Below are 18773 nucleotides of genomic sequence, written 5' to 3'. Positions count from 1 at the left end.
CGCCGGCTGCTGCTGCTGGGCGCCGCCGACGGCCGTCTCGCCCTGCGCCAGCGCGCCGGGCTGCATGTGCCGGACCGCCGCGCCACGCCGGGGCTGCTGCCCTTCCTGCTGGCCCGGCGCCGGCGGGGCCTGGTGCTGACCGTCGCCGCGCACGGCCGCGCCGGCCTCGCCCGGGCGCGGCGGCTGGGCGCGACGGCGGTCATCCTCTCCCCGGTCTTTCCCACCCGCAGCCATCCGGGCGCCCCGGCGCTGGGGCCGCTGCGCTGGGCATCCCTGGCGGCCCGGGCCGGGGGCCGGGCGGTGGTCGCCCTCGGCGGGATCACGCCCGGCAATGCCGCCCGCCTGCCGCGCCGGACCGCGGGCCTGGCGGCGATCGGCGGCCTGTCCGGGAGCTCGACCGGGCGCCGGACGCAGGCCTTCACCGCCGGGTAACAGATGTGGCCGCCAGGCATGTGGCTCCTCCGCCACAGTGTCTCAGGGAAGTCGCGGCGGCAGAAGTTGCCAGGTTGCCCGGCTTTATTCTGGTGGACCATAGTCCGGTGCGGACCCGGTCACGTCCGGCGGCCGGCACATGCCGGGTCGGATGCGGCACCTGTCAAAGCAGCTTGCGCTGCGGGGGGGCGGGTGGGTTGAGGGAATAGCCGGGCGTGCCTGGCGAGTGAGGAGGTTTTATGATGCGCAAGATACTGCTGGGCACGACCGCGGTGGTCGGCGCGGCGCTTCTGGCCCCGGCGGTTGCCGTGGCGCAGGAAGCCCCGACCGTCCGGATCGGTGGCTTCTTCCGGGCCTACTACGGCAACACGCAGCAGACCGGCCGTAACTCGACCGGCCCGTCGACCCTGCCGACCGGCACCGGCGGCGCCACCGGCAACCTGCCCGCCGACAGCACCGGCAACATCGCCCGCCTGTCGAAGAACGACTTCAGCACCGACGCCGAAGTGCATGTCTTCGTCAACGGCAAGACCGCCAACGGCCTCAGCTACGGCGCCGTGGTCGAGATCGCCTTCAACCAGCAGGAAGGCCGCAACATCGTCCAGCAGCGGGCGAGCACCGGCAAGTCCACCGCCAGCATCGACGAATACTACGCCTTCATCGCCTCCCCCACCTTCGGCCAGATCCGCTTCGGCGACGAGGACGGCCCGGTCGGCGGCCTGATGAACAGCGGCGTCGTGACCAACTTCGGCTCCGGCGGCGTCTACGGTGACCGTGAATCCTTCGTCTCGCGGCAGGCCAACGACCGCACGACGACGGCCCCGGGCGCGCTCGGCGACAACACCAAGATCATCTACCTCTCGCCGCAGTTCTTCGGCTTCGACTTCGGCGCGAGCTTCGCGTTCAACTACAACGAAGGCGAAGACACCGGCTGCTCGACCAACCAGTCCAGCGGCTTCTGCGACAGCTCCTACGCCTTCACCGGCGCCAGCGGCTTCGGCGTTGCCGCGGCCGGCCCGAACTTCTCCGCCCGCCGCAACGAGTACCAGGCGGCGGTGCGTTGGCGCGGCAGCCTGGCCGGCGTCGGCCTGGCCGTCACCGGTGGCTACGTCGGCGCCGGCGCGGCCCGCGAGCTGACCCTCAACGGCACGCAGGCCCGCGTGTTCAACAACCTGAACGTCTTCCAGGTGGGTGCCCAGGCCTCGGCCTACGGCTTCACGGTCGGCGCGCAGTACGAGCACGGCGACAGCAACTTCTTCTGGGGCAACACCCTCCGCGGTGACCGTCCCATGGATCAGTTCTTCGCGGGCGCCAGCTACACGATGGGACCGTTCACCGTCGGCGGCAACTACGTGATCGGCACCTTCGAGGGCAACAGCCGCTCCGCCTTCACCGGCCCGACCGCCGGCAACCCGAGCGGCCTGACCCGTCGTGCCGACTTCGCCAACGGCGCCGGCATGATGCGCCGCCTCGGCTACGGCATCGGCGGCAACTACCGCCTGGCGCCGGGCCTCGACCTGCTCGCCGAGTACAGCAGCTACACGGTTGCCGAGCGCGGCCGCGACCTCGACCCCTCGAACCCGGGCGTCCAGGACCGGGCCACCGCGAAGGTCTTCATCGTGGGCACCCGACTGGCCTTCTGATCCTTCGGGGCCGGAAAGCGGGGGTGGCAGGGCAACCTGCCACCCCTTTTCAATTCTCCGCTCATTTGTGGCTTGATTGGCGAACGAACCCGCCTATCGTGCGGGCGCCATGAAACCTGCCCTCCTCGCCCTCGGCGTGCTTCTTCCCCTGCTCTCCGCCTGCGGCGCTGCGAACCAGCGGCTGGTGCAGAACGACGAATACGGGGACTGGCGCAACGGCCGCGCCCGCAACCGCCCGCTCGGCTCCAACGCCGGCCTCGTGGTCTTCGGCGTGGACAAGGACCGGGAAGCGCGGGAAGCCGCGGCGAACGGCGGCGGCAGCGGCCTCAGCGTGAACGCCTACCTCTGGCGCGCGACGCTGGACACGCTCTCCTTCATGCCGCTGGCCTCGGCCGATCCCTTCGGCGGCACCATCATCACCGAATGGTACACGCCCGCCTCGGCCAACAACGAGCGCTTCCGGGCCCAGGCCTACGTGCTCGGCCGCCAGCTGCGGTCGGACGGCGTGCGGGTCCAGGTCTTCCGCCAGACCCTGGACCGCGGCCAGTGGGTGGACAGCACCGTCTCCGCCGCCACCAACTCCGACCTCGAGGACAAGGTCCTGGCCCGCGCCCGCGAGCTGCGGAGCCAGTCCGCCTCCCGCTGAGCCACCCGCGGCGCCGGGCCAGGACGCCGCGCCCACCGGGACCGCGGCCAGCAGGCCGGTTGGTCTGGCCCAGCCGGTTCAGCACCGGCTGCAGCGCCTGCTCGGTGGTGCAGGCGAGGGTGAAATGCCGAGACCACGGAGCGCACCTTCGACAGCTCGACATGCCGGACCGCCCGACCTTAATCGGGACGGCGATGCAGCGCTCGACCTCCTCGGCGCCCTGCCCGGCGTTCCGGGTGATGACAACCACGGTGGGCGGCAATGGGTCCGGGTAGGCCCCGACGCTGAGCTGCCGGAAGCCGGCGAAGGCGCGGGCCAGTAGGATCGCCAGGGGCCGGCGCGCGCTTAATCCGCGGCCATCCGGCGAAGGGTGGCAGCGCCCGCGGCGCATGGCAGGATGCCGGTGGATCGATGACAGGCCTGCATGCTCTCCGCCCCGGCGCGACGGCCGCCCTGGGCGCCCCCGCCCTCGCCATGGGCGCCACCTTCCTGGCCTTCGGCGCCGCGGTGGCGGCCGCGGGGCTCGGGCTCGGCTGGGCGCTCGGCGCCTCGCTCTTCGTCTACGGCATGGCCGGGCAGCTCGTGCTGCTGCAGGCCGGTGCCGCTGGGGTGGTGCCGGCGGCGCTGGGGGCGACGGCCGCCAATGCCCGCTTCCTGCCGATGGCCCTGGCGCTGGCGCCCTGGCTCGGCCGCGGGCGGCGGCGCTGGCTGGCACTGCCCTTCATCGCCATCACCCCCTGGGCCGCCGCCATGCGGGTGCTGCCGCATTTGGCGGAGCCGCGACGGCTGCCCTGGTTCCTCGGCTTCGCCCTGGTCTCCTGGGGGGTGGCTGGGCTGGCGACCGCCATCGGCCATTGGGCGGCGCCGTCGCTGAGCCCGCTGGTCCTGGCCGCGCTGCTCTTCACCAACCCGCTCTACTTCGCCCTGCTGCTGGCCGCCGATCTGCGGCTGGAAGGGCCGCGCCGGGCCATCCTGGCCGGGGTCCTCGCCGCCCCCGCCGCCCTGCTGCTGCCGCCCGCCTGGGGCCTGCTGACGGCCGGGCTGCTGGGCGGCACCCTGGCCTTCCTGATCGGCCGGCGGCATGCCCGGCGCTGAGCTGGCCCTGCCGCTCGCCGCCCTGGCGATGCTGCTGCTGCGCGCCCTGGGCCTGCTGGTGGCCGGGGCGCTGCGGCCGGACCATCCGCTGATCGCCTGGGCCGCCGCGGTGTCCCAGGCGACGCTCGCGGCCTTCGTCGCCCTGGCGGTGGTGGCGCCCGGCGGTGCCGTGGCCGGCATCCCGCTGGCGGCGCGGCTGGTCGGGCTGGCGGGCGGGCTGCTGGCCTTCGCGGCGCTGCGGGGCCGGCTGCTGCCGGCGCTGGCGCTCGGCCTGGTGGCGCTGCTGGCGGTGCGCGCCCTGCTACAATAGGCCGAGGGCGCGAAGTTCGGCGCGCAGCGCCTCGGGCATGGCATCGGTGCCGAGCGCCTCGCTGCCCGCGACCACGTCGGCCGGGGCCGCGTCCGGCGCCAGGTAGCGCCAGCCCTGGAAGGCCTTGGTCTGGCGCGCCGCGACCGGCACCAGCTCGGGGTCCAGCACCAGCCCGGCGCAGCGGGTGCCGTCGTCCCAGGCCTCCTCGATGACGTCCAGGATGCGCTGGCGCACCTGGATGAAGCCGGCGACCACCCAGTAGATCGAGCCACCCTCGCACAGCTCCGCCGCCCGCTTCGGCATCATCCGGGTCTGGTGGCGAAGCGGCGGGTCGACCGAGGCCCGCCGTGCCTGGATGGCCCGCAATTGCCCCACGTCCCTGGGGCCGACCGACAGCTTGAGAAGGTGCAGCACACCCCGGATGTACCCTCGCCGCGCCACGCCGCAAGGGCCATTCGTATACCGGTGCGGCACCCCGCTTGACCCGGCGTGGCAGCGGCCGAGACTGGCGCCGACGTCCCAGGGGAAAACGCCACCATGCGCCTCGGCCAAGGCTCCGCCGCCCGCCCGACCACCCGCTTCCGCGCCATGCTGGCCCGCGGCACGCCGCTGGTGCTGCCCGGCTGCTACAATGCCCTGACCGCCCGCATCCTCGAGCATGCGGGGCACGAGGCGATCTACATGACCGGCTACGGCACCTCGCTCAGCCTGCTGGGCCTGCCGGATGCCGGGCTGATCACCCTGACCGAGATGGCGATGAATGCCCGGCTCATCGCCGGCGCCATCACCGCGCCGCTGATCGCCGATGCCGATACCGGCTTCGGCAACGCCATCAACGTGGTCCGCACGGTGGAGGAGTACATCCGCGCCGGCGTCGCCGGAATCCATATCGAGGACCAGGTCGCGCCCAAGCGCTGCGGTCATGTCGCCGGCCGCGAGGTGATCGGCCGCGAGGAGGCCGTCGCCAAGATCCGCGCCGCCAGCGAGACCCGGGCGGCGCTCGATGCCGACTTCACCCTGGTCGCCCGCACCGATGCCCGCGGCGCCCATGGCGGCAGCCTGGATGAGGCCATCGCCCGTGCCAACCTCTTCCTTGAGGCCGGGGCCGACCTCGCCTTCGTCGAGGGCCCGGCCAGCCGGGCGGAGATCGCCGAGGTTTGCCGCCGGGTGAACGGCCCGGTCTTCTACAACCAGACCGGCATCTCGCCGCGGCTGTCGGAAGCCGACATGGCCGAGCTCGGCATCGCCGTCACCATCCTGCCCGGCGCGGTGCTGCGCCAGACCATCATGGCGGTGCATGACCTGGCGGTGGCGATGAAGCAGCAGGGCGCCCTGGCCGAGGCCGAGGTGGATGCCCGGACCAAGGTGCATCCCCTGGGCAACGTCCACCTCTTCGCCGGCTTCGACCGCATCCGCGCGCTGGAGGAGGCCTTCCTGCCCGCCGGGGCGCAGGAGAAGTACGCGGGCACCCTCGGCCACATGCCGGAGGCCAAGGGCTAGGCCCGGGCCGCGCCGTCCCCGGCGCGGCCTGGGACCCGGGGGTCAGCGGATCCGGGCGATGTCCATCGTCGGGCCCGCCGGGACCGCCGCCGGCGGGCCGGCCGGGGCCACGGCCGGCGTCGCCGGCGGGGTGGAGATCGGGCCGGCGCGATACTCCGGCGAACGGTTGCAGCCCGGCTCGATCGGCCGCCAGTCGTTGGTCCGGCACTGCCGGCCGCCGACGCAGTAGCCGACCGTCTGGCCGTCCTCGTTGACCAGCGTGCTGACGGCGCAGGCCCGGCGCATCAGCGTCGGGTGGATGCGCAGCTCCTGCCAGCTCAGGCTCGGGCCGGACATGGACACCTGCCGCACGGCGGCCAAGTCGGCCTCGGCCGGTCCATCGGTCCCCGGGACGGTGCAGGCGGCAAGGGCGATAACCGGAAACATGAACAAAAGGCGCATGGGATCAACCTCCGGATCCCTGGATACGCGTTTCATTAATGAGCAGCATCCAACTATTACGAGAGCTCGCCGCAAAGACAATCACGTCCCTGCGCTCAGCCGCCGCCGCAGGCCGCCCGCCGCACCCCGCGCGGGGCGGCCGCCTCGGGACCCTGCACCAGGGTCAGCAGGCAGGCGCCGTAGAGCAGGGTGAACCTCAGGTCGTAGGCCGCGCCATGGCCACGGAGCGACTGCGGCTGTGGCTGGCCCCCCGCGCCTTGGCCGGGCGCCTGCGGCCAGAGCGCCAGGGTCGGGGCCGCCCGGTCGCGCGACAGCTCCTCGACCATCCGCGCCCGGCGCTCCGGATCGGGGTCGAAGTCGTCGCCGTCGAAGAGCGCCACCGCCAGGCGTGGCCCGGGCGGCAGCCCCGCCAGCAGCCGGCGGAAGTCGTCGAGGCCGGCGAGCAGGTTGTTCGCCCGGTTCGCCTCGCCATGCGCCGCCGGGGCCATGGCGATCACCGCATCGACCAGCTCCGGCCGCGCGCTGGCCGCCATGATGGCCTGCCAGCCGCCGCGGGACTGGCCGCCCAGCACGATCTGCCGGTAGCCCGCCGCCCGCACCGCGGCCAGGCCCTCGGTCAGCCGCGGCAGGGTGGTGAAAAGCGCGTCGTCGCCGGGCGCCCGGTCGAAGCGCAGCACGTCCCAGCCGGCGTCGTTGAGGATGGTGACGAAGCCGGGGGACGGCAGGCGGCGGAGGTCGCGGTCCGCCCCGCCGTAGCCATGCGCCCAGATCACCGCCCCCCGCGCCGCCTGCGCGCCCCGGCGCAGATGCAGCGGGCTCCAGCGGAAGGGGCCGAGGCTGCCCTGGACGACGGCGGTGCCGGGGTCGCCGCCCACCGGGTCCAGGTCGCGCAGGATGATCCGGCATTCCGCCTGCAGCCCGCCCAGGGACCCGCGGCAGCGCTGCAGCGCCGAGGCCTCGGCCGCCTCCGGCGTCGCGGCGCCGCCGGCATAGCCCCAGGCGGAGCGCCCGGTGGCATCCCGCGCCAGGGCGAATGCGGCATGCGGCACCAGCCCGCGGTACACCAGGGCATAGGCCGCCGCGAGGCCGAGCGAGGGCCCCGGGGTTCCGAGGGCGCTGATCGAGAAGACGCGGCGGTAGGCCTCCTCGGCGGTCTGGCCGGAGGCTTGCCACGACAGGCCCGGGACCGGACCGAACGACAGCCAAAGCACGGCGAGAATCAGGCGCATCGGGTTTCCAGGCGGGGCTGCCGCAGTTTGCCCCCAGAGGAAACGTCCCGGCAACGGTCTAAGGCCATCCTGCGGCTGCCGCTGGCCCTTCCCACGGCGCGGGGCTCGGCTTATTCCCTAGGGCCAATCAGGTCATCGATAGCCATGAGCGACGCCAGCAGCAGCACCCGCCCAGAAAACCGTCCAGAGACCCGCCCCGAGATGCGCCACGACTTCGCCGCCGCCGAGCCGCGCTGGCAGGCCGAGTGGGATCGCCGCGCCTGCTTCGTGGTGCCGGACGTGCCCGACGGCAGCCGGCCGAAGTACTACGTGCTCGAGATGTTTCCCTACCCCAGCGGCAAGATCCACATGGGGCATGTGCGGAACTACACCCTCGGCGACGTGGTCGCCCGCTACAAGCGCGCCCGCGGCCATCAGGTCATGCACCCGATGGGCTGGGACGCCTTCGGCCTGCCGGCGGAGAATGCGGCGCGTGAGCGCAAGATCCACCCGGGCAAGTGGACCTACGACAACATCGCCGCCATGCGCGCCGAGCTGAAGCGCATGGGCCTGTCGATCGACTGGGCCCGCGAATTCGCCACCTGCGACGTGGAATACTACGGCAAGCAGCAGAAGCTCTTCCTCGACTTCCTGGCCGCGGGCCTGGTCGAGCGGAAGGAGAGCTGGGTCAACTGGGACCCGGTCGACGGCACCGTGCTGGCCAATGAGCAGGTGATCGACGGCCGCGGCTGGCGCAGCGGCGCGCTGGTCGAGAAGAAGCAGCTCTCCCAGTGGTTCTTCGCCATCACCAGATTCGCCCCCGACCTGCTGGAGGCGCTCGGCGACCTCGACCGCTGGCCGGAGCGGGTGAAGCTGATGCAGGCCAACTGGATCGGCCGCAGCGAGGGCGCCCGGGTGCGCTTCCGGCTGCAGGACCGCGCCGAGGAGGTGGAGGTCTTCACCACCCGGCCCGACACGCTGTTCGGGATGAGCTTCCTCGCGGTCGCCGCCGAGCATCCGCTGGCCGCGGCCGCGGCCGCGCGCGACCCGGCCGCTGCCGAATTCGTCGCCGAATGCCGCCGCATGGGCACCAGCGAAGTGGCGATCGAGCAGGCGGAGAAGCGCGGCTACGACACCGGCTTCCGCGTCGCGCATCCCTTCATCGAGGGCGCCAGCTTCCCCGTCTGGATCGCCAATTTCGTGCTGATGGAATACGGCACCGGCGCGATCTTCGGCTGCCCCGCGCATGACCAGCGCGACCTCGACTTCGCCCGCAAGTACGGGCTCGGCGTGACGCCGGTGGTGCTGCCGCCGGGCGCCGATGCGGCCAGCTTCGCGGTCGGCGACGTCGCCTTCACCGACGAGGGCACCAGCTTCAATTCCGGCTTCCTCGACGGGCTCGGCGTGACCGAGGCCAAGCGCGCGGCGATCGCCCGGCTGGAGGCGGTGGGCCAGGGCACTGGCGTGGTGAACTGGCGGCTGCGCGACTGGGGCGTCTCCCGCCAGCGCTACTGGGGCTGCCCGATCCCGGTCATCCACTGCGAGGCCTGCGGCGTGCTGCCGGTGCCCGCGGCCGACCTGCCAGTGAAGCTGCCGGACGACGTCGACTTCTCGAAGCCCGGCAATCCGCTGGACCACCACCCGAGCTGGAAGCACGTGGACTGCCCGGCCTGCGGCAAGCCGGCCCGGCGGGAGACCGATACCTTCGACACCTTCGTCGACAGCAGCTGGTACTTCGCCCGCTTCTGTTCGCCGCATGCCGAGGCGCCGGTGGTGCGGGACGCGGTCGATGCCTGGCTGCCGGTCGACCAGTATATCGGCGGCATCGAGCATGCGATCCTGCACCTGCTCTACAGCCGCTTCTTCACCCGCGGCATGCGCGAGACCGGCCACCTGAAGCTGGCGGAGCCCTTCGCCGGGCTCTTCACCCAGGGCATGGTAACGCATGAGAGCTACAAATCGGCCGAGGGCCAGTGGCTCTATCCGGAGGAGGTGGACTTCGCCCTCGCCGCCGACGGCAGCCGCAGCGCGACGCTGAAGGGCGGCAATGCCCCGGTGACCATCGGCCGGGTCGAGGCCATGTCCAAGTCGAAGCGCAACACGGTCGACCCCGGCGCCATCATCGGCAAGTACGGCGCCGATACCGCGCGCTGGTTCATCCTCAGCGACAACCCGCCCGAGCGGGACATGGAATGGACCGAGAGCGGCGTGGCCGGTGCCTTCCGCTTCACCCAGCGGGTCTATCGCCTCGCCGCCACGGCCCTGCCCGGCCTGCCGCCGGCCGGGGCCCCGGTTGAGGCGGCCGAGGGCGCCGCCCGCAAGCTGCGCCAGGCGACGCATCGCACCATCGCCGCGGTCACCGAGGCGCTGGAGGGCTTCGCCTTCAACGTCGCGGTCGCCCGGATCCACGAATTCGCCAATACCATCGGCGACGCGAGCGGCGACCTGGGCGCGGCCCGGCGCGAGGCGCTGGAAGCCCTGGCGCGGCTGGCCAGCCCGATGATGCCGCATCTGGCGGAGGAGCTCTGGTCGCTGCTGCGGCCCGACGAGGAGACCCTGGTGGCCGAGCTGCCCTGGCTGGAGCCGGACCCCGCCCTGCTCAAGGCCGAGACCGTGACCCTGGCGGTCCAGGTCCTGGGCAAGCTGCGCGGCACCATTGAAGTGGCCACCGATGCCGACGAAGCTACGATCTTCTCCCTGGCGGAAGGAGATGAGAACGTGCAGCGTTCCATCGCCGGTCGCCCCATCCGGAAGCGCATCCATGTCCCGGGACGAGTCGTCAATTTCGTGGTCTAGCGGCTGGTCCAGGCGGGGGCTGCTGGGCGGGCTGCTGGGCCTGTCCGGCTGCGGCTTCCGCCCGCTGTACGGGCCCATCGCCACGGCCGATGGCGGCCAGGAGGGCCTGCAGTCCGAGCTGGCTGCGGTGCGGATCGGGCCGCTGGCGGACCGCACCGGCCAGCTGCTGCGGCGCAGCCTGCAACGCCGGATGGAGGACAGCCAGCCCGGCACCCCGGCCCGCTACCTGCTGAATGTCGCGATCGAGCTGGGTTCCGAGATCCTGGGCTACCGGCGGGATGGCGCCATCACCCGGGTCCGTTTCACCCTGGCGGGCAACTGGAACCTCTCGACCCTGGGGGTGCCGCCGGAGCGCATCGCGGCCTCGGGCATCCCCTTCCGCGAGATCGACGCCTTCAACATCCCCGATCTCCAGTTCTTCGCCGCCGATTCCTCCCGCGATGCCGCGCTGGAGCGGTTGATGGAGGGCGTCTCGGACGAGGTCACGCGGCAGGTCGCGATGGAGCTGCGGCGGCGCAAGGAAGCTGCGGCGACGGGCTGATGGCCAAGCTGGATGCCCGGCGGGTCAGCGCCTTCCTGGCCGACCCGGGGTCCTGCCGGGTGGTGCTGCTGCATGGCGATGATCCCGGCCTGATCCGCGAAAGGGCCGAGGCCCTGGTCCGCAGCGTGGCGGAGGGCGATGCGCTGCGCCTGGTCGAGGTTCCCCGGGACGGGCTGCGCAGCGCCGGGCTGCTGGCCACCGAGGCCGCCAGCCCGCCGCTGACCGGTGGGCGCTGCCTGGTCCGGGTGCGGGAGGTGGGTGATGGCGTGGCGCCGGCCAATGCCGCCAGGGCGGCGCTGGCCGGCCCCGGGCCTGGGCTGGTGGTGATGGAAGCCCCCGAGCTGCGGACCAGCACGGCGCTCTACAAGGCGGTCGAGGGCTCGGCCGCGGGCGCGGTGATCGCCTGCTACCGCGAGCGGGGATCGGAGCTGTCCGGCTCCATCGCCCGCATCCTGCAGGAGCTGGGGGTGACGGCGGAGCCCGCGGCGCTGGAATGGCTGGCCCAGCGGCTGGGAGAGGACCGCATGCTGCTGCGGCGGGAGCTGGAGAAGCTGGCCCTCTTCGTCGGCGCCGGGGGCCGGGTGACGCCGGAGGCGGCGGTCGCCTGCGTCGCCGAAGGCTCCGCCCTCGACCTGGAGGAGGCGCTGATGGCGGCGCTGGCCGGGGATCTGGCCTCGGCCGACAAGGCGCTCGACACCGCCTTTGCCGAGGGCGCCAATGCGGTGCAGGTGGTGCGGGCCGCGCTGCGGCACGTGCAGCGGCTGCAGCTGGCGGCGCTGGCGGTGGCCGGCGGCGCGGCGGCCTCCGCCGCGGTGGAGGGGCTGCGGCCGCCGGTCTTCTTCCGCCACAAGCCGGCCTTCGAGCGGGCGCTGCGGCTCTGGCGGCCGGACAGCCTGGAGGCGGCGGGCACCGCGCTGCTGGAGGCGGAGCGGCGCACCAAGACGACCGGCATCCCGGCCGAGGTCATCGCCCGGACCATCCTTGCCACCCTGGCCCGCCAAGCCGCCGCCCGGCGGTAGGTCAGCTGCCCTGGAGCAGGCGGATCACGCCGTCCAGCTGGTCCAGGTCGCGGTAGCTGATGGTCACCTGGCCGCCGCGGCCGCTGGTGCGGATGGCGATGCGCAGGCCCAGCCGTTCCGAGAGCTCACGCTCCAGCGCCAGCACCTCGGGCTCGCCCCTTGGGGATTTCTCCGGCAGGTCGCGCGGCTTGGCCGCGGCCAGCGCCTCGGCCTGCCGGACATTGAGGCCGCGATCAACCACCTGCAGGGCCAAGCCGACCGGGTCGGTTGCCGTCAGCAGCGCCCGGGCATGGCCGGCGGTCAGCGCCCCGTCGCGCAGCAATTCCCGCACCCGGTCCGGCAGGGCCAGCAGCCGCAGCGTATTCGCCACATGGCTGCGGCTCTTGCCGACCGCCTGGCCGAGCTTGTCCTGGGTCAGGCCGAATTCCTCCAGCAGGCGGCGGTAGCCCTCGGCCTCTTCCAGGGCATTGAGGTCCTGGCGCTGCAGGTTCTCGACCAGCCCGGCCGCCATCGCCTCGCGGTCGCCCAGTTCCCGGATGACGACCGGCACCTCGTGCAGCGGCACCAGCTGGGCGGCGCGCCAGCGGCGCTCGCCGCCGATGATCTGGAAGAGGCCGGGGGCGCCGGGCTTGGCCCGCACCAGGATGGGCTGCAGCACACCGTGTTCCCGGATGCTGTCGGCCAATTCCTGCAGCGGGGCCTGATCCGCCGGGCCGCGCGGCTGGAAGGGCCCCGGCTCCAGCATCTCGATGGGCAGGTTGCGCAGGCCTTCGCCCGCGGCAACCGTGCTGCCGCCAGGAGCTTCGCCGAGCAGTGCCGAGAGGCCCCGGCCCAGGCGCGGCGGCTTCATGGCGCGCGGGCCTTCTCGCGCCGGCGGAATTCGATGGCGAGCGCCGCATAGGCCTGGGCACCCGGCGACCGCGGATCGTAGAGATTGACCGGCAGGCCGTGGGAGGGCGCTTCGCTGACCCGGATGTTGCGCGGTATCACGGTATCGAAAACCTTGTCCTTGAAGAAGCCGCGCACATCCTGGGCGACCAGCTCCGAAAGGTTGTTCCGCCGGTCGTACATGGTCAGCAGGATTCCCTCGAGCGCCAGGCCGGGATTCATCGCCCGGCGCACCCGTTCGATCGTCTTGGTGATCTGGCTGACGCCTTCCAGGGCGTAGAATTCTGTCTGCAGCGGCACGAGCACCCCGTCGGAGGCGACCAGGGCATTGAGGGTGATGAGGCCGAGCGACGGCGGGCAATCGAGGAAGATGTAGTCGTAGGCCTCGGCCAGACCTGGGGCGGCCTGAAGGATGCTCTGCAGCCGCTTCTCCCGGGCGCCGAGCGCCACGAGCTCGATCTCGGCCCCGGCGAGGTCACCGTCGGCCGGCACCAGGGACAGGTTGGGCACCGGCGTCGTGCGGGTCACTTCGGCCAGGGGCCGGTCCTCGATCATCAGCGCATAGGAGCCGGCGCCGCGGTCCGAGCGGTCCACGCCGAGCCCCGTGGAGGCATTGCCCTGCGGATCCAGGTCGATCAACAGCACGCGGCTTTCGGCGGCCAGGGCGGCCGCCAGGTTGACGGCAGTCGTGGTTTTGCCCACGCCGCCCTTCTGGTTGGCGAGGGAGATGACACGCGGCAGGGTGCGGTCAGGCAAGGGCACTGACAGGGGAAATCTCACTCAGTCTGAGGATGGTCGAATCGGGTTCGGTGACGCTGGGAAAGCGCTCTATGCGCATAGTCCAGCCGGCAGCGGCAGCCGTCAATTCCTGGGCGACGCTGCGCCCTTTCGGAAAGAGCGCGACGCCGCCGGGTGCCAGGATGCGATGGGCATGGCGCAGCAGCTCCGGCAAAGGTGCCAGGGCACGGGCAGTGAGGAGCATCGCGGGCGGCAGGACGACCGCGTCGATGCGGGCGGCATGCACCGTCACCCCTGGCAGGGCCAGCATCCGGGCCGCTTCCTGCAGGAAGGCGCATTTCCGCTTGTCGGACTCGACCAGATGCATCTCGCAGCCGGTTGCGGCGGCCAGGACCAGGCCGGGAAAGCCGGCGCCCGACCCCAGGTCGACACAGGGCCCGGCGATATCTGGCACGAGAGGGACGAGCTGCATCGAATCGACGACATGCCGCCGCCACAGGCTGTCGGGCTCCGCGTCGGCGACCAGGTTGATTCGGGCGTTCCAGCGAATCAGCAACGCCATGTAGGCGCGCAGCTTCTCCTCGGTTTCACGTGAAACACCGAAGGCCTCGCCGGCCTGTTTCACGTGAAACGTCCCGGCGGGACGCGCCGCAAATGAACAGCCAGGGCCGCCAGGGCCGCAGGCGTGATGCCTGGCACCCGCCCGGCCCCGCCCAGCGTCGCTGGCCGCGACATCGTCAGCCTCTGCCGCATCTCGGCCGAGAGGCCTGAGACCTCGGCGAAATCCAGCAGCTGCGGGATCGCCAGCTTCTCCTCCCGCTCCAGGATGCGCAACTCGCTCGACTGCCGTTCGAGATAGGGCGCATAGAGCGCCTGGGCTTCCAGCTCCGCCCGCACCCGCAGCGGCAGATCCCCGAGCCACGGAAACACCTGCACCGCGGCCTCGCTGGTCATCGCCGGCAAGGCCAGCACCTCCAGGGCGCTTCGCCAACGGCCGTCCTGGTTCACCGGGATGCCCGCCGTGGCGTATTGCGCCGGCGTCCGTCCATCCTGCCGGGCCCGGGCAAGGGCATCCTCGAGGGCGAGCCGGAAGTCGCGCTGCAGCACGGCGCGTTCCGGACCGATGCAGCCCCAGCGAAGGCCCGCGTCCATCAGCCGCAGCCCCGCATTATCCGCCCGCAGCGCCAGGCGGAATTCGGCACGCGCGGTGAGCATGCGGTAGGGCTCCGTCACCCCCTGCAAGACCAGATCATCCACCAGGACCCCGGTATAGGCCTCGCTCCGCAGCAGGACCCGGTCAGGCTCCGCGCCACCGGCCCGGCAGGCCGCATTGATCCCCGCCATCAGCCCCTGCGCCGCCGCTTCCTCGTACCCGGTCGTGCCGTTGATCTGGCCGGCCAGGAACAGCCCCGGCGCCCGGCGCACCTCCAGCGTCGGCGCCAGCGACCGCGGATCGACGTAATCGTATTCGATGGCATACCCCGGCCGCAGGATCCGTGCCCGCCCCAGGCCCGGGATGGAGGCGACGAGGGCCTCCTGCACCGCCGCCGGCAGGCTGGTCGAGATGCCGTTCGGATAGACGGTGTCATCCTCCAGGCCTTCCGGCTCCAGGAAGATCTGGTGCCGCTCCCGCCCGGCGAAGCGCACCACCTTGTCCTCGATCGAGGGGCAGTACCGCGGACCCATGCCCGAGATGTGCCCGGCATGGATCGCGCTCCGATGGAGGTTCGCCCGGATCAACGTGTGGGTCGCCGGCGTGGTCGCCGTGATGCCGCAGGCGACCTGCCGGTTGGTGATCCGCTCGGTCATCCAGGACAGCGGCTCGGGCGGGTCATCGCCCGGCTGCGCCTCGAGCGCGGCCCAGTCGATGGTGCGGCCATCCAGCCGCGGCGGCGTGCCGGTCTTCAGGCGGGCCAGCGGCAGGCCGAGCCGTTGCAGGGTCTGCGCCAGGCCGCTCGAGGGGGCCTCGCCGGCCCGTCCCGCCGGTGTCCGGATATCGCCGATATGGATCTCGCCACGGAGAAACGTCCCGGTGGTGACCACCACGGCCCCTGCCCCGATCCGCCGGCCGGCGGCCGTGACCACGCCGCCGATACGGCCGGCATCATCCACCACCAGATCCTCGGCCGCCTCCGCCAGGATGCTCAGCCCCGGCGTCGCCCGCAGCAGCGCCTGCACCGCCTGGCGATAGAGCCCGCGATCCGCCTGCGCCCGCGGCCCACGGACGGCCGGCCCCTTGCTGCGGTTCAACAGCTTGAAATGGATGCCGGCCGCATCCGCCGCCCGCGCCATGATACCGTCGAGCGCATCGATCTCCCGCACCAGATGCCCCTTGCCGACCCCGCCGATGGCCGGGTTGCAGGACATCTCGCCCAGGGTTTCCAGCCGATGCGTCAGCAACAGGGTCCGGGCCCCGCAGCGGGCCGCCGCCGCCGCGGCCTCGCAGCCGGCATGGCCGCCGCCGATCACCACCACGTCGAAGATTGCGTCGAACATGCCGGCGGTATAGCGCGACCCCCGGCCCAGCGCCAAAGACCCTCAGCCGAAGCCCAGCGCCCGCCGCCACAGGCCTTCGACGAAGCGCGGCTCGTCCACCAGGGCGGCGGGCTCCACCCCGCTGCGCCGGGCCACCTGCCGGATCCCGTCCAGGGTGACATCGTCCAGCACCGCCATCACCCCGCAGGTCATGGCATAGCCCGCAACCCGCCCCAGCCGCGTCGCCACGACGGCGCCGAGTTCGGCGACCTCGCTCAACCCCTCGTCCACCACCCAGACCTCGCCGCCGCCCAGCGCATCCTCCAGCAGCAGCCCGCCATCCGGATGCAGCCCGGTCACCCGGAAGATCGAGAACCAAGCCGAGCTCAGCGCATTCAGCACCAGCACCGCCTCGCCCCGCAGCCGCGCGTGCTGGCGGACCACCCGGTCGATGGCCCGGCTGCGGCCCGGCGGGGCCGAATAGATCGCCAGGTCAAAAAGATAGGCCAGCTCGTCCTCGCCGAGCTGGGCCATCTCGCCCTGGTCGACCGGCAGGCCGAGGCGCTTGGCCTGCTCGATCATCTTGGGCCGCGGCACGGCCTGCACCGCCATCTCGCGGAACCGCTGCCGTGCTGCCGCGTGGCGTTGCCAGGCGGCTCTCAGCTCGTCCTCCATGCTCACTTCCCAATGCAGAATTGGGCGAAGACGGAATCCAGCACCGCCTCCACCCCGACCCGTCCCGTGATGCGTCCCACGGCCCTCAGCGCCGCCCGCAGGGCTTCCGCCCGCAATTCCGGCAGGCTGGCACCGTCGAGCGCCGCAAGCCACTCAGCGGCCTCCTGCAGCGCGGCCCGGTGCCGCGGCCGGGTCAGCAGCGTCTCCGCCACGCCGCCGGCCCGCGCCACCGCCTCCGCCTCCAGCCGCGACCGTAGCCCCGACAGCCCCTCGCCGGTCCGGGCCGAGACCCGCAGCCCCGCCGGCAATCCCGGCACCGCCGGCAGGTCGGCCTTGCTCAGCACCACCAGGTCGCCCGGCGCCAGCCAGCCGAGAGTCTCGGCATCGGGCGGCTGATCCGCAGCGAGGACCAGCAGCCGGAGGTCGGCATCCGCGGCCCGGTCCCGCGCCCGGCGGATGCCCTCCGCCTCGATCTCGTCGGCCGCCTCGCGCAGCCCGGCGGTGTCGGCCAGGGTCACCGGCACGCCGCCGAGGTCGAGCCGCGCCTCCACCACGTCCCGCGTGGTCCCGGCCCGGGCCGAGACGATCGCCGCCTCGCGCCCCACCAGCGCATTCAGCAGCGACGACTTGCCCGCATTCGGCGCCCCGAGGATCGCCACCCGCAGGCCTTCCCGCAGCCGCTCCCCTCGCCTGCCGTCTGCCAGATGCCGCAGGATGGCGTCGTGCAGCGTCGCGGCGGCCTGGCCGACCGCATCGTCCAGCCCGGAGGGCAGGTCCTCGTCCTCGAATTCGATGAAGGCCTCCTGCCGGGCCAGCAGCGCCGTCAACTGTCCGGCCCAGCCGCCGTAGAGCGTCGCCAGGGCACCGCCGGCCTGGCGCAGGGCCTGGCGCCGCTGCGCCGCGGTCTCGGCCTCGATCAGGTCGGCGACGCCCTCGGCCGCGGTCAGGTCGAGCCGGCCCTGCACGAAGGCGCGGCGGGTGAACTCGCCCGGCTCGGCCGGCCGCGCCCCGGCGGCCACCAGGGCCTCGGCCACCCCGGCCACCACCGCCGGGCCGCCATGGACCTGGAATTCGGCGCTGTCCTCGCCGGTGTAGCTGGCCGGTGCCGGAAACCAGAGCACCAGCGCCTCATCCAGCACCTCGCCGGTCGCCGGATGCCGCAGGCGCCGCAGGCTGGCCATCCGCGGCGCCGGCAGGCGTCCGGCCAGGGCCGCCACCACCGCCGCGGTCCCCGCCCCCGAGGCCCGCAGCACCGCCACCGCCGCGCGCCCGGCCCCGGAGGCCAGGGCGAAAATCACATCACTCGGCATAAAATACGCCGCTTACCGCTTGGGTGGCGGCACGTCCTTCTCCGTCAGCATCAGCCGCGGCACCCGCCCCCCGGCCTGGAGATGCGTCGCCAGGATCTCGTCCACATCGGCCGGCGTCTCCGGCCGGTACCAGACGCCCTCGGGGTAGATCACCAGGGTCGGGCCGAACTCGCAGCGGTCGAGGCAGCCGGCCTGGTTCACCCGCACCCCCCGCAGCCCCAGCTCCTTCGCCCGCACCTTCATGTAATCCCGCAGCTTCTCGCTGCCGCGTGCGGCGCAGGAGCCGCGCGGATGCCCGTCCGGCCGGCGGTTGCAGCAGACGAAGACATGCGCCTGGAAATACGGCGGGGGATCGGCGGGCTCGGCCACGGCGGGTTTCTCCATGCAGGCTGCCTCCATGTAGCCCCCATTCCCCCGGGCGGCACCCCCCGGGGGGTGCCATCGCCCAGCCATCCGCCGGCGGCGTAGCAAACGCTTGACGAAGCAGGGCCATGGGTGTGCCATCCGGCCGCAACGATGCCCCATGTCACTCTGCATACCCCGCTCGGCGAACTCACCGTCTTCGAGGACGAAGGCGCCATCGTGGCCGTCGACTGGGGCCGCGGCTACGGCGCGGAGCCCGCCCCGCCCACCGCCCTGCTGCGGCGGGCGGCGGCGCAGCTGCACGACTACTTCGACGGCGTCCGGACCGGCTTCGACCTGCCGCTCAATCCCCAGGGCAGCGAATTCCGCCGCAAGGTCTGGGCCGCGCTCGGCCGCATCCCGGCCGGGGAAACCCGCTCCTACCTCGACATTGCGCGGGAGGTCGGCTGCCGCTCGCCGCGCGCCATTGGTCAGGCCAATGGGTCGAACCCCATCCCCATCCTGATCCCCTGCCACCGGGTGGTGGCGGCGGACGGCTCCATCGGCGGCTACTCCGGCGGCGGGGGCATCGCGACCAAGCGCCATCTCCTGGCCCTTGAAGCGCGGGCCCTTTCAGGTCAGGAAGCCGCCTCGCTGCCGCTCCTTCGTTGCCCCGCCAATCCCTGACGATCCCCCCCCCATCGACCTTCGAGG

At 72.7% G+C, this 18773-nt stretch carries 20 protein-coding genes; 10 read left to right on the top strand and 10 right to left on the bottom strand.

The features are described from left to right. From QWZ14_RS14945 to QWZ14_RS14925, 5 genes are all read left to right on the top strand, one after another. On the top strand, positions 1-432 hold a 432-nt coding region (locus QWZ14_RS14945), incomplete at its 5' end, for a thiamine phosphate synthase (protein ID WP_290317518.1). Positions 433-674: 242 nt separating this feature from the next. Next, positions 675-2075: a porin gene (locus tag QWZ14_RS14940; protein WP_290317517.1), complete on the top strand. Its 1401-nt coding sequence runs from the start codon at positions 675-677 to the stop codon at positions 2073-2075. A 109-nt stretch (positions 2076-2184) separates the two neighbouring features. Continuing rightward, positions 2185-2721 (top strand): DUF3576 domain-containing protein, encoded by a 537-nt coding sequence (locus QWZ14_RS14935; protein WP_290317516.1) that lies wholly within the window; start codon positions 2185-2187, stop codon positions 2719-2721. 411 nt (positions 2722-3132) lie between these two features. Next, entirely contained in the window at positions 3133-3816 is a 684-nt protein-coding gene (locus tag QWZ14_RS14930) for an AzlC family ABC transporter permease (protein WP_290317515.1), read from the top strand. Next, a complete protein-coding gene (locus QWZ14_RS14925; protein ID WP_290317514.1) occupies positions 3803-4126 on the top strand; it encodes a hypothetical protein in 324 nt (107 codons plus the stop codon). Before QWZ14_RS14930 ends, QWZ14_RS14925 begins: the two co-directional genes overlap by 14 nt. Here the strand turns inward: QWZ14_RS14925 and QWZ14_RS14920 are convergent. Further along, entirely contained in the window at positions 4118-4540 is a 423-nt protein-coding gene (locus QWZ14_RS14920; RefSeq protein WP_290317512.1) for a DUF1489 family protein, read from the bottom strand. The two genes, QWZ14_RS14925 and QWZ14_RS14920, sit on opposite strands and share 9 nt — an antisense overlap. Positions 4541-4663: 123 nt before the next feature. Between QWZ14_RS14920 and QWZ14_RS14915 the strand changes: the two genes are divergently transcribed. After that, on the top strand, positions 4664-5626 hold the full coding sequence (locus QWZ14_RS14915; RefSeq protein WP_290317511.1) for an isocitrate lyase/PEP mutase family protein: 963 nt from the start codon (positions 4664-4666) through the stop codon (positions 5624-5626). 42 nt (positions 5627-5668) lie between these two features. Here QWZ14_RS14915 and QWZ14_RS14910 read toward each other — a convergent pair whose 3' ends face one another. Together QWZ14_RS14910 and QWZ14_RS14905 are read right to left on the bottom strand one after the other, a co-directional pair. Beyond that, positions 5669-6067: a hypothetical protein gene (locus tag QWZ14_RS14910; RefSeq protein WP_290317510.1), complete on the bottom strand. Its 399-nt coding sequence runs from the start codon at positions 6065-6067 to the stop codon at positions 5669-5671. A gap of 95 nt (positions 6068-6162) precedes the next feature. Next, positions 6163-7296, bottom strand: a complete 1134-nt coding sequence (locus QWZ14_RS14905; RefSeq protein ID WP_290317508.1) for an alpha/beta hydrolase family protein — start codon at positions 7294-7296, stop codon at positions 6163-6165. A 201-nt stretch (positions 7297-7497) separates the two neighbouring features. On the opposite strand from QWZ14_RS14905, the gene leuS reads away from it, so the two are divergent. From leuS to holA, 3 genes are read left to right on the top strand one after another with little or no spacing between them, the layout of a single operon-like run. Further along, on the top strand, positions 7498-10071 hold the full coding sequence (leuS, locus tag QWZ14_RS14900) for a leucine--tRNA ligase (RefSeq protein ID WP_290317519.1): 2574 nt from the start codon (positions 7498-7500) through the stop codon (positions 10069-10071). Then, complete coding sequence (lptE, locus tag QWZ14_RS14895; RefSeq protein WP_290317507.1) at positions 10037-10612, top strand: LPS assembly lipoprotein LptE; 576 nt, start codon at positions 10037-10039, stop codon at positions 10610-10612. The genes leuS and lptE overlap by 35 nt, the downstream gene beginning before the upstream one ends. Next, positions 10612-11631 carry a DNA polymerase III subunit delta gene (gene holA / locus QWZ14_RS14890; protein ID WP_290317506.1) on the top strand — a complete coding sequence of 340 codons (1020 nt, stop codon included), beginning with the start codon at positions 10612-10614 and terminating at the stop codon, positions 11629-11631. The genes lptE and holA overlap by 1 nt, the downstream gene beginning before the upstream one ends. Before the next feature lies 1 nt (position 11632). Here holA and QWZ14_RS14885 read toward each other — a convergent pair whose 3' ends face one another. The 7 genes from QWZ14_RS14885 to QWZ14_RS14855 are packed head-to-tail and all read right to left on the bottom strand — an operon-like array spanning position 11633 to position 18101. Next, the gene (locus tag QWZ14_RS14885; protein ID WP_290317505.1) at positions 11633-12481 is read right to left on the bottom strand and encodes a ParB/RepB/Spo0J family partition protein; all 849 of its coding nucleotides are present in this window, start codon (positions 12479-12481) and stop codon (positions 11633-11635) included. Then, a complete protein-coding gene (locus tag QWZ14_RS14880) occupies positions 12478-13281 on the bottom strand; it encodes a ParA family protein (protein WP_290317504.1) in 804 nt (267 codons plus the stop codon). The genes QWZ14_RS14885 and QWZ14_RS14880 overlap by 4 nt, the downstream gene beginning before the upstream one ends. Beyond that, positions 13268-13882, bottom strand: coding sequence for a 16S rRNA (guanine(527)-N(7))-methyltransferase RsmG (rsmG, locus tag QWZ14_RS14875; RefSeq protein ID WP_290317503.1), 615 nt, complete (start codon positions 13880-13882; stop codon positions 13268-13270). The genes QWZ14_RS14880 and rsmG overlap by 14 nt, the downstream gene beginning before the upstream one ends. Then, positions 13879-15753, bottom strand: a complete 1875-nt coding sequence (mnmG, locus tag QWZ14_RS14870; protein ID WP_290317502.1) for a tRNA uridine-5-carboxymethylaminomethyl(34) synthesis enzyme MnmG — start codon at positions 15751-15753, stop codon at positions 13879-13881. The genes rsmG and mnmG overlap by 4 nt, the downstream gene beginning before the upstream one ends. A 42-nt stretch (positions 15754-15795) precedes the next feature. Continuing rightward, positions 15796-16407 (bottom strand): hypothetical protein, encoded by a 612-nt coding sequence (locus tag QWZ14_RS14865; RefSeq protein WP_290317501.1) that lies wholly within the window; start codon positions 16405-16407, stop codon positions 15796-15798. Positions 16408-16409: 2 nt separating this feature from the next. Continuing rightward, positions 16410-17717, bottom strand: coding sequence for a tRNA uridine-5-carboxymethylaminomethyl(34) synthesis GTPase MnmE (mnmE, locus tag QWZ14_RS14860; protein ID WP_290317500.1), 1308 nt, complete (start codon positions 17715-17717; stop codon positions 16410-16412). A gap of 12 nt (positions 17718-17729) precedes the next feature. Then, positions 17730-18101: a (2Fe-2S) ferredoxin domain-containing protein gene (locus QWZ14_RS14855; protein WP_290317499.1), complete on the bottom strand. Its 372-nt coding sequence runs from the start codon at positions 18099-18101 to the stop codon at positions 17730-17732. Positions 18102-18233: 132 nt separating this feature from the next. On the opposite strand from QWZ14_RS14855, the gene QWZ14_RS14850 reads away from it, so the two are divergent. Further along, complete coding sequence (locus tag QWZ14_RS14850; RefSeq protein WP_290317498.1) at positions 18234-18746, top strand: methylated-DNA--[protein]-cysteine S-methyltransferase; 513 nt, start codon at positions 18234-18236, stop codon at positions 18744-18746. Positions 18747-18773 lie beyond the last annotated feature (27 nt).

Source organism: Paeniroseomonas aquatica (assembly GCF_030409335.1).
Lineage (GTDB): Bacteria > Pseudomonadota > Alphaproteobacteria > Acetobacterales > Acetobacteraceae > Belnapia > Belnapia aquatica.
Note: the sequence above shows the minus strand (reverse complement) of the source record. Positions and strands in the feature narration are given on the sequence as shown.

Coding starts and splice junctions, on each gene's coding strand:
- leuS (WP_290317519.1), top strand. CDS start 7,498: ATGCGCCACGACTTCGCCGCCGCCGAGCCGCGCTGGCAGGCCGAGTGG.
- QWZ14_RS14910 (WP_290317510.1), bottom strand. CDS start 6,067: ATGCGCCTTTTGTTCATGTTTCCGGTTATCGCCCTTGCCGCCTGCACC.
- QWZ14_RS14935 (WP_290317516.1), top strand. CDS start 2,185: ATGAAACCTGCCCTCCTCGCCCTCGGCGTGCTTCTTCCCCTGCTCTCC.
- QWZ14_RS14850 (WP_290317498.1), top strand. CDS start 18,234: ATGCCCCATGTCACTCTGCATACCCCGCTCGGCGAACTCACCGTCTTC.
- QWZ14_RS14915 (WP_290317511.1), top strand. CDS start 4,664: ATGCGCCTCGGCCAAGGCTCCGCCGCCCGCCCGACCACCCGCTTCCGC.
- mnmE (WP_290317500.1), bottom strand. CDS start 17,717: ATGCCGAGTGATGTGATTTTCGCCCTGGCCTCCGGGGCCGGGCGCGCG.
- QWZ14_RS14940 (WP_290317517.1), top strand. CDS start 675: ATGCGCAAGATACTGCTGGGCACGACCGCGGTGGTCGGCGCGGCGCTT.
- QWZ14_RS14885 (WP_290317505.1), bottom strand. CDS start 12,481: ATGAAGCCGCCGCGCCTGGGCCGGGGCCTCTCGGCACTGCTCGGCGAA.
- lptE (WP_290317507.1), top strand. CDS start 10,037: ATGTCCCGGGACGAGTCGTCAATTTCGTGGTCTAGCGGCTGGTCCAGG.
- QWZ14_RS14855 (WP_290317499.1), bottom strand. CDS start 18,101: ATGGAGAAACCCGCCGTGGCCGAGCCCGCCGATCCCCCGCCGTATTTC.
- QWZ14_RS14930 (WP_290317515.1), top strand. CDS start 3,133: ATGACAGGCCTGCATGCTCTCCGCCCCGGCGCGACGGCCGCCCTGGGC.
- QWZ14_RS14905 (WP_290317508.1), bottom strand. CDS start 7,296: ATGCGCCTGATTCTCGCCGTGCTTTGGCTGTCGTTCGGTCCGGTCCCG.
- mnmG (WP_290317502.1), bottom strand. CDS start 15,753: ATGTTCGACGCAATCTTCGACGTGGTGGTGATCGGCGGCGGCCATGCC.
- holA (WP_290317506.1), top strand. CDS start 10,612: ATGGCCAAGCTGGATGCCCGGCGGGTCAGCGCCTTCCTGGCCGACCCG.
- QWZ14_RS14865 (WP_290317501.1), bottom strand. CDS start 16,407: ATGGAGGACGAGCTGAGAGCCGCCTGGCAACGCCACGCGGCAGCACGG.
- QWZ14_RS14925 (WP_290317514.1), top strand. CDS start 3,803: ATGCCCGGCGCTGAGCTGGCCCTGCCGCTCGCCGCCCTGGCGATGCTG.